This window comes from Mesorhizobium sp. M0598 (genome assembly GCF_040320865.1).
In the GTDB taxonomy this organism is placed as follows: Bacteria; Pseudomonadota; Alphaproteobacteria; order Rhizobiales; family Rhizobiaceae; genus Mesorhizobium.
Map to the genome: position 1 here is coordinate 53,941 of NZ_JAMYQL010000008.1, position 14,102 is coordinate 68,042.

Here is a 14,102-nt window from a genome sequence, read left to right on the forward strand (position 1 = left end):
ACGCGGCCATGGACGAAAAGCCCTCCTTGCTTTCCCGCGCCAGCGCCGAGGTGGTCGATCTCCACCGCTTCTTCGTCGACTGGTTCAATGCGGCGAGTGCGGACAATGCAGATTTCAGGCGCTTCGAACGCGTCATGGGCGAAGGCTTCTGCATGGTTGTGCCGGATGGCCAGGTCCTCGATCGTGACGCGGTGCTCGACCATGTCAGGGCAAGCCGCGCCACTTGTGACGGCGATTTCACCATCTCGATCGAGGAAATCCGGGCCGGCTGGCAACAAGGCGACACGATCGTCGTCAGCTACATCGAAGCGCAGCAGCGCGCCGGCAAACATAGCCGCCGCCGCTCGAGTGCCGTTTTCACCACCAGTTCATCGGCGCCCAACGGCGTCGAATGGCGACATCTGCATGAAACCTGGCTGCAGATGCCGGAAGGCTGAACAGGCTCAAGACATCAATGAGAGTCGTGTAACGAAAGGGGAACAACAATGAAAAAGACCATACTTCAGATCACCACCGCGCTCGCACTGCTGACAGCGGCCGGCGCAGCGCAAGCCGCCGATTGCAAGATCACCGTCGGCCTCGTCATGGAACTGACAGGCCCGGCCGGCGAGTACGGCCAGGCCGGCGCCAAATCGGTCGAGATGGCCTTCCGCGACATCAACGATGCGGGCGGCGTCCGCGGCTGCGATCTCGCGACCGACACGCGCGACAGCCAGAGCCAGGGCAACATTGCGGTCGACGCCGCGACGCAGCTCGTGCAGGTCAAGAAGGTGCCGGTGATCATCGGCGGCATCATCTCCTCGGTGTCGATCCCGATCCTGACCTCGGTCACCGCTCCGGCCAAGATAGTCCAGGTGTCGCCTGCTTCCTCGTCGCCGACGCTGACGGCGCTCGGGCGCGACGGCAAGACCAACGGCATCTTCTTCCGCACCATCACATCTGATGCGCTGCAGGGCGTCGCTGCCGCCAAATATGCCATCGACAAAGGCTTCAAGAAGCTGTCGGTCATCCACGTCAACAACGACTTCGGCGTCAACATGGTGGCGGAATTTTCGCGCGCCTATAAGGCACTCGGCGGCACCATTGTCTCCGACACGCCCTACAATGAAAAGCAGTCGAGCTATGCCTCGGAAGTGACGGCGGCGATGGCTGGCGAGCCCGACGGGCTTTATCTCGTCAGCACGCCTGTCGACGGCGCAACCATCGCCCGCACCTGGATTTCGCAGGGCGGTGTCCAGAAATTCCTGCTCAATGACGGCATGAACAGCCCGGACTTCATCGAATCCGTTGGCGCGGATTACCTGAAGGATGCGTACGGCACTTCCTCCGGCACCAGTCCGACCGCATCGACCGAGTATTTCACCAAGAACTACAAGGAATTTTCGGGCATCGAACCGTCGAACCCGGCGGCCGACCGGTCGTATGATGCCGGCGCCATCGTCGGCTTGGCCATCGCCATTGCCGGCTCCGAGGATCCGGCCAAGATCAAGGACGCGATGTACAAGGCGGTCGACCCGGCCGGCACGCCGATCTATGCCGGCAAGGACGAGTTCGCCAAGGCGCTCGGCCTGATCAAGGATGGCAAGCCGATCCGCTACGAAGGCGTCATCGGCCCGGTCGCCTTCGACAAATACGGCGACATCACCGGCCCGTTCCGCCTCTGGAAGATCGTCGATGGCAAGGTGACGACCGACGGCGAAATGACGACGGATGACGTCAACGCCCTGCAGGCGAAGCTTCAGTAAGCCGCCTATGTCTTGTCCGGCGTCGATCCCATTTCAATGAGGTTGATGCCGGCCACTTGCATGTCCTGCCGCTGGTTAGGCCGGCCTGGAAACGACCACCGCACCTGCCGCCGGCATGATCCAAGGGCAGGCATAGTAATCGGCGATGCGATTTATGGTCCCGCCGGCGGCTTCGATCCGAACCGGATGGGCCGGCTTCCAACCGTTTTCGCCATGGTGGAGCACTAGCAGCACCGCCTGGCCATCGATCTCGCCAACCGCCATTTTCCAGGTCGTCGAGGCTCTTTCATATTCAACGAAGTAAGGTGATTCCGACAGCCTGCCCTTGAAGCAATCCGCGACACGCAATTGTGCGTCGGCGCTGGTCAACGCCCGTACCGCATCCCAATCGCGGCGGTTGAACAGTTCGACATAGCGGCTGAGCAATTCCAGGAATTCCGGATCGCGTTGGGGCTCCGAACGGACGATTGGGTCGCCTGACAAGGCGGCCAATTTCGAACGGCCACGGCTCAACGCAGCCTTGACGCCGCCCACGGTCGAGCCGACGAGGTCGGCGATCTCTTCCAGCGAATAGTCGAAGACGTCCTTGAGCAGGACGCAGGCGCGTTCTTTGGGCGGCAGGTGGATCACCAGCCGTTCGATCGCGCGATCCGCGCCCTGGCCCGCCGGCTCGACCGGCAGGATGATCTCGTCTTCGGCGAAATTGGCCTCCGCATGCTGACGCACCTGCCGGCTTCGCAGAAAATCGATGCAGCGATTATGTGCAATGCGAAAAAGCCAGGGGCGAAGAGCACTCGCATCGTCCAGCTTCTCGATCTTCCGATAGGCCTCGAACAGCGCCTCTTGCATCACGTCTTCGGCGTCGAGCGTTGAACCGGTCATGCGTGCACAGTAGCGGTGCAGCCGTCCACGCAAATGCGCGACTGTCTCCAGAAAACCGGCGTAGCGGACGTCGAAAAGCCCGGTCGGGTCAAGTCTTGGCTGCATCTTCATGGCATACGGATCATAGCGGGACATAGGTCAACGTAATGACGCCGTTCTTGAAACGGTGGGTATCTATAAGCTCCAGTCTGACCAGGGACGGGTCGACATCCTGGAAAGCGCGTTTGCCATGTCCGACGCGGGTCGGCACGATCGAGAGCTGATACTCGTCGACAAGCCTGTTGGCGAGCAGCGTCTGGTCGAGATTGCTCACTCCGTACTTCAAAATGTTGCCGCCGGCCTGCTGCTTGATCCTGGCAATTTCGGCAGCGATGTCGCCTTCGATCAGCGACGCGTTCCAGCTCACTTCCTTGAGGCTGCGCGACGCGACGAGCTTCTTCAGCCCGTTCATGCGATCCATGTACTTGCTGCCTTTGACCTGCGGCCAACGCGCCGAAAACATTTCGTAGGTGACGCGGCCGAGCAGGAAAAAATCCGCCTCGCCGGCCTTTTCATAGGAGTGTTCTTCATCTCTTCGTCGAAGAACGGTGACGCCCATTCCATTGGTGCTTCGATGACGCCGTCCAGCGAAATGAAGCTGCCTACGATTAATTTTCTCATCGCGTGTCTCCGGTTGCGCAACAGGCATCCCGTCGGATCCAAGAACCGGCGCAAACGAACCGGCCCGACGGATGACCACAGGATGCAGTGCCTAAGACGTTTCCGGTTCGACTTTGGATACGCGTGAGAATCGTTTGAGCTAATAAAGCGGCTTGGCCATATGCCGGGGGGTCGGCCATTCCGTCGTTATCCCGGGCTGCACTGGCCGCTCGAGATAGGTCGACAGGACCACATAGCTTCGGGTCGAGGTGACGCCAGGCGTTTCGTAGAGGCGCGACAGCAGGCCTTCGAGTGCCCGCGTGTCCTCGGTGCGGACCTTGATCAGCATGCATGTGTCGCCGGCCACCGAATGGATCTCCTCGACTTCGGGGTGCTCGGAGATCGCCATCAGCTCCGGCGTCTTTCCCCACCCCTTGGTATCGATATGGACGAAGGCGAGCAGCGGCTTGCGCACCGCCTTGGGGTCGATGATGGCCGCGGTGTTGCGGATGGTGCCGCTGCGCCGGAGGCGCTTGACGCGTTCATGGGCTGCCGGCGGTGAAAGGCCGACGCGGTCGCCGAGCTCGGCATAGCTGATCGTGGCGTCGTCGACCAGAACGCCTAATATTTTTCGGTCGGTTGCATCGATATCGCGGGCGGCAGGCCTGTTCTGCGGAATGCCATCTGTTTCTTCATCCATATTAAAATTCCCGATTGATGCAGAATTTAATACGGCCATTATTGCCATATGTCGAACACTGATCAAGTCGCTACATTCGCAGCGGCCCCCAAGCCGCCAATCCCGGCACTCGCTTACCTGCTGACGGGGTGCATTGCCGTGATCGGCTCGAACTCGCTGGTGCTCGGTCCGATCGCGCCGGCGGTGGCCGCGTCCTTCGGCACAAGCGTGCCGGCGGTTATGATCGCGTCGGCCGCGTTCGGGCTCGGGACGTCGGCAAGCGCCTTGTTCCTGGCGCGCTATATCGACCGGCTTGGTGCCCGCCGCATGCTGCAAGGAGCGTTGCTGCTGCTGGCGATAGCGCTCGTCGCCAGCGCTGCTGCGCCGACGGTGACGGCGCTGGTCGCGGCCCAGCTTCTCGCCGGCATCGCTGCAGGTGTCGCCATGCCGGCAATCTACGCCAGCTCAGCCGCGATTGCACCGCCCGGCCGCGAAAGCGGCACCATAGGCGTCGTGCTGACCGGCTGGACGCTGAGCATGGTCGCCGGGGTTTCGCTGTCGGCCGTACTTGCCGACCTGGTGCATTGGCGCGCCGTTTTCGCGGCGGTCGCGGTGCTCGCAGCACTCGCATTGGCAAGCCTGGCGCTGACGTCGCTGAGCGATGTCAGGAAGAGCGGCCCGGCGCCGACGCCGCTGGGCGCCTTGAGCGTCCCTGGCATAGTGCCGCTTCTGGTTGCCTGCGCCGCATTCATGACCGCGTTCTACGGTGTCTATGGCTATCTTGGCGATCACCTTCACAATGGCTTGGGACGGCCGGTCAGCGCCAACGGGCTGGCCGCGCTCGCTTATGGCGCCGGATTTGGTGCGGCGGCACTTCTTGACGGCGTTATCGACCGCCTGGGCGCGCGGCGTGTCATGCCATTTGCCTATCTGCTTGTCGCGGTCGTCTATGTCGTGATTGCCGCGGCAAGCAGTAGTTTTCATCTGACCATAGCGGTGATAGCCGTCTGGGGCCTTGCCAATCATTTCGGGCTGAACGTCCTGGTGATGCGCCTGTCGGCGCTCGACCCTGCGCGTCGCGGCACGATCATGGGTTTGAACAGCGCGGTGACCTATCTTGCGGTGTTCGTCGGCACCACGGCGTTCGGACCGCTCTATTCCACGTTCGGTTTTGCAGCATCGGCGGTGATTGCAGCTTTGCTCATGCTAATCGCTGCTGCGGCAGCGGCGTGGCGTTCGCCGAAGCTATAGCGCAGCAAGGCTTGCTTCTCGGTCCCGTCCTTCGATAGATGCTTGGTGGATGGACAATACAACGCTTGAGACAACCGCCGATCCCTTGCCGCACGAGCTGGCTTTTCTCGGAGAGCGGCTTGCGGCGTTCAACGACAGTGATGTCGGCGCCTCCTGCAGGAAGGCATTGGCCGTGTTCGTGCGCGATGAGCACGGCGCTATTGTCGCCGGCATCTCGGGATATACAGCCTGGGGCTGGCTCTATGTGCAATGGCTCTGGGTCGATGAAAAACTGCGCGGTCACCGCATGGCTGGCAGGATGCTCGAAGCGGCCGAGAGGGAGGCGATCGCGCGCGACTGTCACGGCGCCTGGATCGACACGTTCAATCCCAAGGCCGCCAAGGCCTATGAGCGCCAGGGCTATTTGCCCTTCGGCGTGCTTGCCGATTTCCCCATTGGCCGCAGCCGTATCTTCCTGCAGAAGAAATTGTTGGCTTAGTTAGCTGGCAAGGCGTCCGCCGCGCATCGGCTGGGGCACGCCGGTCGTACTGGGGAAGCTGATCGGCAAGCCTCTGAGCACGCGCACTGCCAGGAACGCAAAACACTCCGCCTCCACCGCATCGCCCTTCCAGCCAAGCGCCTCGGCCGGAACCGCTTCGACGCCAGCGCGGCTGGCAAGCATGGCCATGATCGTTGGGTTGTGTCGACCGCCACCGCTGACCACCAGCCGCTTCGGCCGGCGCGGCAGAAGATCGAGCGCCTTGCCGACGGCGGCCGCGGTGAAGGCCGTCAGCAGGGCTGCGCCATCCTCGGCGTTCATTCCGTCCGCCATCGAGGCGCCGAAATCGAAACGGTCCAGCGATTTCGGATAGGGTTTGGTCAAATACGGATGCTGCAGGAGCTTGGCCAGCCGTGCCTCGTCGACCGTGCCGGCGCGGGCAAGGGCGCCGTCGCGGTCCATTTCGCCGAGCCCCTTCGATTTGATGAAATCGTTCAGCGGTGCGTTGGCGGGCCCGGTGTCGAAGGCAACAACATTGTCCGTGCCGTCCCACCAGGTGATGTTGGCGACGCCGCCGAGATTGAGCACCGCCGTGTCGCCGGTGGCGTCGGCTTCGCGCAGCAGCGCGGCGTGATAGGCGGCCGACAGCGGCGCGCCCTGGCCGCCGGCGCGCATGTCGGCCGAGCGGAAGTCATAGGCGACCCTGGTGCCAAGGATGGCATGCATCAGCTCGCCGTCGCCAAGCTGGCGGGTCTGGCCCAGTCGGCCCACTTGCGGGGCACGGTGCAGCACGGTCTGGCCGTGGAAGCCGACGACCCCTATATCGGCCATCGTCAGCCCGTGGCTTTCGACCAGATCCTTGACCGCCGCGGACTGGGCGCGCGTCAGCGCTTCCTCTGCCTCGTGGAAGATTGCCGGTTCCGGCCCTGTGAAATTCCAGCTCCTTGCCTGCCGCAGCGTCTCTTCCAGCAAGGTCCGGATCGACTGCGGGTAGGGGGCCAGCGTGTAGATCCCGAAGTCGTCAATCCGTTCGCCGTCGGTCTTGATCAGCGCGACATCGATATTGCCGTCCAGCACGGTGCCGGTCATCAGGCCGACGGCCCACATGGGTTCGCCATTTTTCGGATTCATGGTTGTCAGGCTCCGTTGACGAGATCGCCGACCGCTTGGCGAAGCGCTGCGATCCCGCTGTTGAAATGACGTGTCGGATGGATCCGGTTGGTGAGCAAGGTCCAGGCTCTGCCTTTGTCGAAGTCGACCCACAGCCCGACACCGGTAAAGCCGGTATGCCCGATGGTTTCGGGGCTGCATAACCGGCCGCCGGACCAGCCTTCGTAGGGTCGCTCCCAGCCATGGGTGCGGGTTGCCGACAAGGGCGTGCGCATTAGCGCGATCGAACGCTGCGACGCGCCGGTCCCGTCCAGCAGCCCTTGCGCAAAGTCGAGGACCGAAGCCGCCGTTCCGAACAGGCCGGCGTGACCGGCACCTTGCAAGGCCGAGCAATTGTCGTCGTGGACTTCGCCGCAGAGCACGCGATGGCGCCATGTGCAGTCTTCGGTCGCCGCCGCTTGATCCGGTTCGGCGGAGAACGCGAAGCCCGGACCGGGATCTATGTCGCGAATGGTCTTGCCAGACAGGCGCTCCAGGACGAAGCCGAGCAGGATGAAGTTGATATCGGAATAGACCGGCTCGCCAGCCTGCCATTCGCGCTGCAGGATGAAGGCGCGCAGCAGCTCGGGGTCACGCCCATAGGTGTAGATTGGCGCGACGGCGGGAAACGGTGTCTGATGGCCGAGACACTGGCGAAACGTTACGTTCCGTTCCCAGGCTTTTTCGTCATATTGGCGAAGGTCGGGCAGGACGGAAATCAGCGGCGCGTCGAGGTCGACGACGCCTTCTTCCGCCAGCGCCAGGATACGCGACGTGGTGAAGATGACTTTGGTCAGGGATGCCAGGTCGAACCATGTCCCGACATGCATCGGCCGTATCTTGGGCACGACTTGGGCTGAGCCGATTGCCCGGACGATGCGTTCGCCGTCCCCGTCAACTATGCCGAGCACGCCGCCCGGAATGCGCGATGCGGTCACGGCCGCTTCGAGCGGGGCGAATGCGCGGGAGAAGAGATCATGGTCGATCAACTACGCCTCCGTTTGGAAGGCAGCGATGGGGCTGTCCCTCCGGCCTTTCATATCCTTGGGCGACAATCATCACACTTCCACCCGTGCTCTATGATCCGGCCCGAATTGCTGCCAATTGGCCGGGCCCGGCTCAAACCCCAGCGGACGCACGAGCGAGGGGACCTGGCGCGTGTCCAGCTCGAAACGTTCATGCCGCCGGTCTATAGTAGGAACGGCCGCGATAAGCTGTTTGGTATAGGAGTGCTTCGGCTCCGAGAGCACCGATCTGGCATCGCCGATCTCGACAATCTGGCCGGCATAGATGACCGCGATGCGATGGGCGATCCGCTCGACGACAGCCATGTCATGCGAGATGAACAGATAGGCCAGCCCGAATTCACGCTGCAGCTCGATCAAAAGCTTCAACACCCTGGCCTGCACCGACACATCGAGCGCCGAAACCGCTTCGTCGAGGACGATAACCGAAGGATTGAGCATCAGCGCGCGAGCGATGCACAGGCGTTGCCGCTGGCCGCCGGAGAATTCGTGCGGATAGCGCTGCAGGCTGTTTTCCGGAAGGCCGACGCGTTTCAGCAGCGCTGCCATTTTCGCCCGCGTTTCAGCAGTTATCCGTCCGCCGGTAGCGATCACCGGCTCTGCGAGGAGGTTTTCGACGGTGAGTCTGGGATTGAGCGAGCCATAGGGATTCTGGAACACCATCTGCACGGGAAGGGCGCTCTGCCCGGCGGCGGCCTTGCGCGCGCTGGCCGAGATTGTGCCGCGCGTCGAGCGCACCAGCCCCAGAATCGCGCGGGCGGTGGTGGACTTTCCGGAACCGCTCTCGCCGACGACCGCCAATGTCTCGCCCGGCATTAGCTCGAAATCCACACCGTCCACGGCATGGACGGCACCGCTGGTACGGCTGAGAAAACCACCCTTGACCGGAAATCGCACCACGAGGCCATCGACCTTCAGCGCCGGCTCGGCAGCTTTTTGCTTTTCGCGTTGCGCGTCCCTGCGTGTCGCACCGCCGCCGGCGAAATGCGGCACCGCATGCAGCAGATGCCGCGTATAGGGATGCTGCGGATCGTCCAATATCTGGTTCAATGCGCCCTGCTCGACAGCTTCTCCGCCTTGCATCACCATCACCTTGTCGGCGATGCCTGCAACCAGACCGATGTCGTGGGTGATGAAGATCATCGACATCCCGGTTTCCTGCTTCAACTCGGCGAGCAGCGCCATGATCTGCGCCTGCACCGTAACATCCAGCGCCGTCGTTGGCTCGTCGGCAATGAGCAGGCGCGGGTTGCACGCAATCGCCATGGCGATCATCACCCGCTGCAGCATGCCGCCCGACAGCTGGTTGGGCGTATATTTCAACCGCCTCGCTGCGTCCGGAATACGGACGCGGTCGAGCGCGTCCTTGGCCGCCGCCGTCGCTCGCCGGCCGGTCAGGCCGCGATGCAGGCGAAATGATTCCTCGATCTGCCAGCCAATGGTCAGCACCGGATTGAGCGAGGTCATCGGCTCCTGGAAGATCATGCCGATTTCGCCCCCGCGGATCTTCGTCAATTGCGGCTCGGCTGCGGCTGTCAGGTCGAAGGTGCTGCCGTCGGCCCGCCTCAGCTTGATCGACCCGCCGGTGATGCGGCCGCCGCCATAATCGACAAGGCGATTGATCGACAGCGCCGTAACCGATTTGCCCGAACCGCTTTCGCCGACGATGGCCAGCGTTTCGCCGTCGGCGAGATCGAAGCTGACGCCGCGCACGACCTCATTGGCTTGCGGGTTGCGACCGAAGCCGACGCGCAATCCGCTGACGGACAGCAGCGAGATCATGCGATCGATCTCCGCATCTTCGGGTCGAGGACATCGCGCAACGCATCGCCGAGCAGGTTGAAACCGAGGATGCCGATCATGATCGCCACGCCCGGGAAGATCATCAGCCAGGGAGCTGTCTCCATCAGATTGCGGCTGTCGCTCAGCATCAGGCCGAGCGACGCGGCGGGCGGCTGCGTGCCGAGCCCGAGGAAGCTTAAGCCGGCTTCGGTCAGCAGTGCCCAGGCCAGCGCCAGCGTCACCTGAACCGTCAGTGGCGCCACCAGATTGAGCAGCAGATGCCGTGTTACGATATAGCCCGCACTGCTGCCGAACGTGCGGGCCGCGTCGACGAACTCGCGCGCCTTGAGCGACAGAGCCGGACCTCGTACGACGCGCGTGAAGATCGGTGTGTAGACGATGGCGATGGCAATGACGCTGGTCGAGGTTCCCGGTCCCGCAACCGCGACGATCAGCAGCGCCAGCAGGATCGCCGGGAACGCCAGCACAACGTCCATGATGCGCATCACTAGGCCGTCCCAGCGGCGCCCGAACCAGGCTGCCGCCAGCCCGAGCACGGTGCCGGCCAGTGTCGCGACGGCGACCGAAAAGAAGGCCACGATGAAGGACCGGCCGATCCCGGTCATCAGCCGGCTTGCGACATCGCGGCCGAATAGGTCCGTGCCCATCCAGTAGGTGCTATCAGGCGCATGCAGCCGTTCGACCCGGTGCTGCGTCAGCGGATTGTGCGGCGTCAGCCCCAGCATGCCAAGCACGGCAAGCAGCAGATAAAGCGCAACGATCGCACCGCCGATGCGGCCGCTGGGATGCGCAAATATAGCCCGCAATGTCGCCATCAGTGCTCGCTTAGCCGGATACGCGGGTCGAGCGCGACATAGGCGAGGTCGACGAGGAGATTGACGATCATGAAGTTGAAGGCGATGAACAGCACGCTTCCCTGCACCAGCGCGTAGTCGCGCTGCAGGATGGCATCCAGCACCATGCGGCCGAGACCGGGCAGCGCATAGATCTGCTCGACGATGACAGCTCCGCCCAGGAGGTAGCCGAACTCTATGCCGCTCAGCGTCACGACCGGGATGAGCGCGTTGGGCAAAGCATGCCGCCAGATGACGCCGCGCGCCGAAACGCCCTTGCTGCGCGCCGTCCTGACATAGTCGTCGCTGAGCACATCGAGCATCGCCGAACGCGATATGCGGGTCACCGAAGCCGCGAAGGCAAATCCAAGCGTGATCGCAGGAAGCAACAGCTGGCCGAGATTGCGCAGCGGATCCTGCCACAGCGGCGAAAACTCGCCCATCGCCGGCAAAACGCCAAACCCCGCCGACAGCGTGTAGATGATCAGCAGGGCAAGGACGAAGTTCGGCGTCGACTGCCCGATCATTGCGACAACGCGCACGCCGAGGTCGGACAGCTTTTCGTTATGGGTGGCGGCAAAGATCCCCGCCGGCATGCCGACAAGCAGGGCGATGACCATCGACAGCAGGGCGAGTTCCAACGTTAGCGGGAAATGCTCGAGGATGACGTCGAGCACCGGCCTGCCATAGGTGGACGAAATGCCGAGATTACCTTGGAAAAGACCAAGCAGCCAGCGCCAGTATTGGATGAACCAGGGCTGGTCGATGCCGAAATAAGCTGCAAGCGCATCGCGCTGCTGCGGCGTCAGCAGGCCGGCTTCGGTCCCCAGCATTGCCGTGATCGAATCGCCCGGAACCATCCGGATCGCCAGGAACACCACGATGGACACGCCAAGCAGGACGAGAGGGAAGGTCGCCAGTCGCCGCATCAGATAGTTCACGCGAAGAATATCCTCTCGTCCGGCATCAAAGCAGCTACTGGATCGTCACCTTGGCGAGGCTGAACAGCGAACCTGTCGGCACCGGTTCGAATCCTGCGATATTCTTCTGCTGGGCCGTGTAGCTGTAGGACGTGTAGAGCCAGATCCAGGGCGACATCTCAGTGATGTGCTTCTCGAAGTCGGCGAAGATCGCTTTGCGCGCTGCCGGGTCGGTCTCGGTGCGGCCCTTCTGCATAAGACTGTCCAGCGTGTCGTCGATATAGTTCGCCACCTTCTGCAGATTGCCCGTCTTGGTCCAGTAGCGGTTGTACATAGTGTAGGGATCGGCCCTGCCGCCGTTCAGCGCGACGGCCATGTCGAAATCGCCCTTCAGCCAGGCGTCGACATAGACGTTGAGCTCCATCATCTTGATGTCGAGCTTGACGCCGATTTCTGCGAGTTGCGACTGGATGACCTGGGCTTCCGCCGCTGCCGTCGGCGGCTCGCCGGTGGCGCCGATCACGGTCGCCGAAAAGCCGTCGGCATAGCCGGCTTGGGCCATCAACTGCTTGGCCTTCTCAATGTCGCGCTTATAGCAGAACAACTGCTTCGGATCGGTCGCCAGTGCCGGGATGGTCAGCGGGCCGGTGACCTTGCCTTCGCCGAGCGAGGCGGTGTCCAGCACTTCCTGCCGGTCGATGGCGCAGGAAATCGCCTGACGCACCTTGAGTTCGGTCATCGGCTTGCGGGAGGGATTGAGCTGCAGCACGTGATAGGCAAGCACCGGCACGCGGTTCAACTGCAGGCTGGCTTCCTTGGGCACCAGCGTGGCGACAAGCGGATCGTTGAGCAGGGCAAAATCGATCTGCTTGGTGCGCATCGCCGCCAGGATCGCCGTCTCGTCCGGCAGCACGCTGATTTCGATGCCGTCGACGCCGGTCGCGCCGCCTGCCCAGTCCTTGTTGGCGACAAGCACTTCCTTGGAATTCGGATCCCATTTTTCGAGCTTGAACGGACCCGAGCCGATCGTTGTCGTGCCGATCGAGCCGGCCGCGATTTCGCTTGCCGGGACGATCGCCGCGTTGACGTCGCTCATCGCCGTCAGGATCGGCACGTCCGGCTGGGAGAGGTGGAACACGACGGTGGCGGGATCGGGCGTGTCGATGCTGGCGATCGAGAGAAAGTTCGCGCGCGCCGCAGCACCCGTCTTCTCGTCGAGTATGCGCTCGAACGATGCCTTGACGTCGGCCGAGGTCACGGCGGCGCCGTTCTGGAATTTTGCTTTCGGATTGAGCCTGAAGCTCAGCTCCTTGCCGTCCGGCGAGAACTGCCATGAATCGGCAATCGCGGGCGTGATTTGCAGGTTTGCGTCGAGCCGCACCAGCGGTTCGTAGATCAGCTCCAGCAGCCGCAGTGAGGAGAATGCGGTCTGCTTGTGCGGATCAAGCCCGGTGGCGTCCTGCGACCACGCCATATGCAGCGTCGCCGCACTCGCCTGCACCGGTAGCGCGGCGATGGCAACCATTGCCGCGAGCGTCATGCCGGTAAGCAGTTTCTTGCCAATGTGCCGTACCATTGTCGTCTCCCATTATTGTTAAACCAGATGCCTTGCAGTTCCCCGGACCGCTTCAAAGGGACACACGCCCCGGAACATCGGCCCAGTATCCATGCGGTCTTACACCGTCTTTTCGCCTATCGCCTTGCGCAGGAAACCTCCCGCGTTGGCAAGCGCCTTACGTGCTTCTTCGACACCCATGCCGGTGATCGTCACCAGGATTGCCAGTTTTACATCATTGCCGGTCTGGTCGAGTGCCTGTCGTGCCTGCTGTGCCGCGCAGCCGGTCGTCTGCATCACGATCCTAACCGCCCTTGCGACAAGCTTCTTGTTGCTTGGATTGAGGTCAACCATCAGGTTCTGATAGCTCTTGCCGATGCGGATCATGCTGGCGGTAGACAGCATATTGAGCACCAGCTTTTGCGCGGTTCCCGATTTCAGCCGGGTCGAGCCGGTGAGGACCTCCGGGCCAACCACCGGAGAGATGCCAATATCGGCAATGCCGGCAATGGTCGATCGAGGATTGCAGGACAACGCCACGGTGGTGGCTCCCACTTCCTTGGCATAGGTCAGGCCACCGATCACATAAGGTGTGCGTCCGCTGACAGCGATGCCGACCACCACGTCGCCAGCGGTCAGCTTGATGTCCTGCAGCGCCTTTATTCCCTGTTTCGGATCGTCCTCGGCGCCTTCCGCAGAGTGCATCAGCGCGTCGACGCCACCGGCGATCAGGCCCACCACCATGTCCTCGGGTACGCCGAAGGTCGGCGGACATTCCGAGGCGTCGAGGACGCCGAGCCGGCCGCTGGTGCCAGCCCCCATATAGACAAGGCGTGCACCGTTCTGGAACGCGCTCACGATCCGGTCCACGGCCGCAGCAATATCGGGGATGACCTTCTCGACGGCTGCCGCAACGCCTTTGTCCTCGTCATTGATCTTGCGCAGCACCTCGAGGGTCGGCAACAGATCGATGTCCATGGTTTTCGGGTTCCGGTCCTCGGAAATCAGCCGCTCCAGCTCCGACATCAACCCTTGTTCGACCACTTCGCTTACTTTCAAGTGCGACTGCGAGCAGGACTGTGATGCCCGCGGCAAGCGGCGTCCAGTGCCTGCACCTGGCCGTCGGCTCCGTACCGGCTGCGC

14 protein-coding genes are annotated in these 14,102 nt (G+C 62.7%); 4 read left to right on the top strand and 10 right to left on the bottom strand.

What is annotated here, in order from left to right; genetic code table 11:
- Positions 1-8: 8 nt before the first annotated feature.
- The gene (locus NKI59_RS12980) at positions 9-437 is read left to right on the top strand and encodes a DUF4440 domain-containing protein (RefSeq protein WP_023676059.1); all 429 of its coding nucleotides are present in this window, start codon (positions 9-11) and stop codon (positions 435-437) included.
- Positions 438-485: 48 nt separating this feature from the next.
- A complete protein-coding gene (locus NKI59_RS12985; RefSeq protein WP_352590317.1) occupies positions 486-1,745 on the top strand; it encodes an ABC transporter substrate-binding protein in 1,260 nt (419 codons plus the stop codon).
- A 75-nt stretch (positions 1,746-1,820) separates the two neighbouring features.
- On the opposite strand, the gene NKI59_RS12990 is transcribed toward NKI59_RS12985, so the two are convergent.
- The 3 genes from NKI59_RS12990 to NKI59_RS13000 all read right to left on the bottom strand — a co-directional run bounded on the left by NKI59_RS12990 (position 1,821) and on the right by NKI59_RS13000 (position 3,966).
- The gene (locus NKI59_RS12990; protein WP_352704633.1) at positions 1,821-2,738 is read right to left on the bottom strand and encodes a sigma-70 family RNA polymerase sigma factor; all 918 of its coding nucleotides are present in this window, start codon (positions 2,736-2,738) and stop codon (positions 1,821-1,823) included.
- A gap of 10 nt (positions 2,739-2,748) precedes the next feature.
- The gene (locus tag NKI59_RS12995) at positions 2,749-3,225 is read right to left on the bottom strand and encodes a dihydrofolate reductase family protein (protein WP_352704635.1); all 477 of its coding nucleotides are present in this window, start codon (positions 3,223-3,225) and stop codon (positions 2,749-2,751) included.
- Positions 3,226-3,426: 201 nt separating this feature from the next.
- Entirely contained in the window at positions 3,427-3,966 is a 540-nt protein-coding gene (locus tag NKI59_RS13000) for an Lrp/AsnC family transcriptional regulator (protein WP_023676055.1), read from the bottom strand.
- A 48-nt stretch (positions 3,967-4,014) separates the two neighbouring features.
- Between NKI59_RS13000 and NKI59_RS13005 the strand changes: the two genes are divergently transcribed.
- Positions 4,015-5,196, top strand: coding sequence for an MFS transporter (locus NKI59_RS13005; RefSeq protein ID WP_023676054.1), 1,182 nt, complete (start codon positions 4,015-4,017; stop codon positions 5,194-5,196).
- 49 nt (positions 5,197-5,245) lie between these two features.
- A complete protein-coding gene (locus tag NKI59_RS13010; RefSeq protein WP_023676053.1) occupies positions 5,246-5,674 on the top strand; it encodes a GNAT family N-acetyltransferase in 429 nt (142 codons plus the stop codon).
- Here NKI59_RS13010 and NKI59_RS13015 read toward each other — a convergent pair whose 3' ends face one another.
- From NKI59_RS13015 to murQ, 7 genes are all read right to left on the bottom strand, one after another.
- Positions 5,675-6,805 (bottom strand): anhydro-N-acetylmuramic acid kinase, encoded by a 1,131-nt coding sequence (locus tag NKI59_RS13015; RefSeq protein ID WP_031211590.1) that lies wholly within the window; start codon positions 6,803-6,805, stop codon positions 5,675-5,677.
- A 5-nt stretch (positions 6,806-6,810) separates the two neighbouring features.
- Positions 6,811-7,812 carry a serine hydrolase domain-containing protein gene (locus tag NKI59_RS13020; RefSeq protein WP_023676051.1) on the bottom strand — a complete coding sequence of 334 codons (1,002 nt, stop codon included), beginning with the start codon at positions 7,810-7,812 and terminating at the stop codon, positions 6,811-6,813.
- 69 nt (positions 7,813-7,881) lie between these two features.
- The gene (locus NKI59_RS13025; protein WP_023676050.1) at positions 7,882-9,630 is read right to left on the bottom strand and encodes an ABC transporter ATP-binding protein; all 1,749 of its coding nucleotides are present in this window, start codon (positions 9,628-9,630) and stop codon (positions 7,882-7,884) included.
- Positions 9,627-10,466, bottom strand: a complete 840-nt coding sequence (locus NKI59_RS13030; RefSeq protein WP_352704637.1) for an ABC transporter permease — start codon at positions 10,464-10,466, stop codon at positions 9,627-9,629. Before NKI59_RS13030 ends, NKI59_RS13025 begins: the two co-directional genes overlap by 4 nt.
- Positions 10,466-11,425 carry an ABC transporter permease gene (locus NKI59_RS13035; protein WP_023676048.1) on the bottom strand — a complete coding sequence of 320 codons (960 nt, stop codon included), beginning with the start codon at positions 11,423-11,425 and terminating at the stop codon, positions 10,466-10,468. Before NKI59_RS13035 ends, NKI59_RS13030 begins: the two co-directional genes overlap by 1 nt.
- Positions 11,426-11,459: 34 nt before the next feature.
- Positions 11,460-12,980 (bottom strand): ABC transporter substrate-binding protein, encoded by a 1,521-nt coding sequence (locus tag NKI59_RS13040; protein WP_352704639.1) that lies wholly within the window; start codon positions 12,978-12,980, stop codon positions 11,460-11,462.
- 99 nt (positions 12,981-13,079) lie between these two features.
- Positions 13,080-14,003: an N-acetylmuramic acid 6-phosphate etherase gene (murQ, locus tag NKI59_RS13045; RefSeq protein WP_023676046.1), complete on the bottom strand. Its 924-nt coding sequence runs from the start codon at positions 14,001-14,003 to the stop codon at positions 13,080-13,082.
- Between the last annotated feature and the right edge of the window lie 99 nt (positions 14,004-14,102).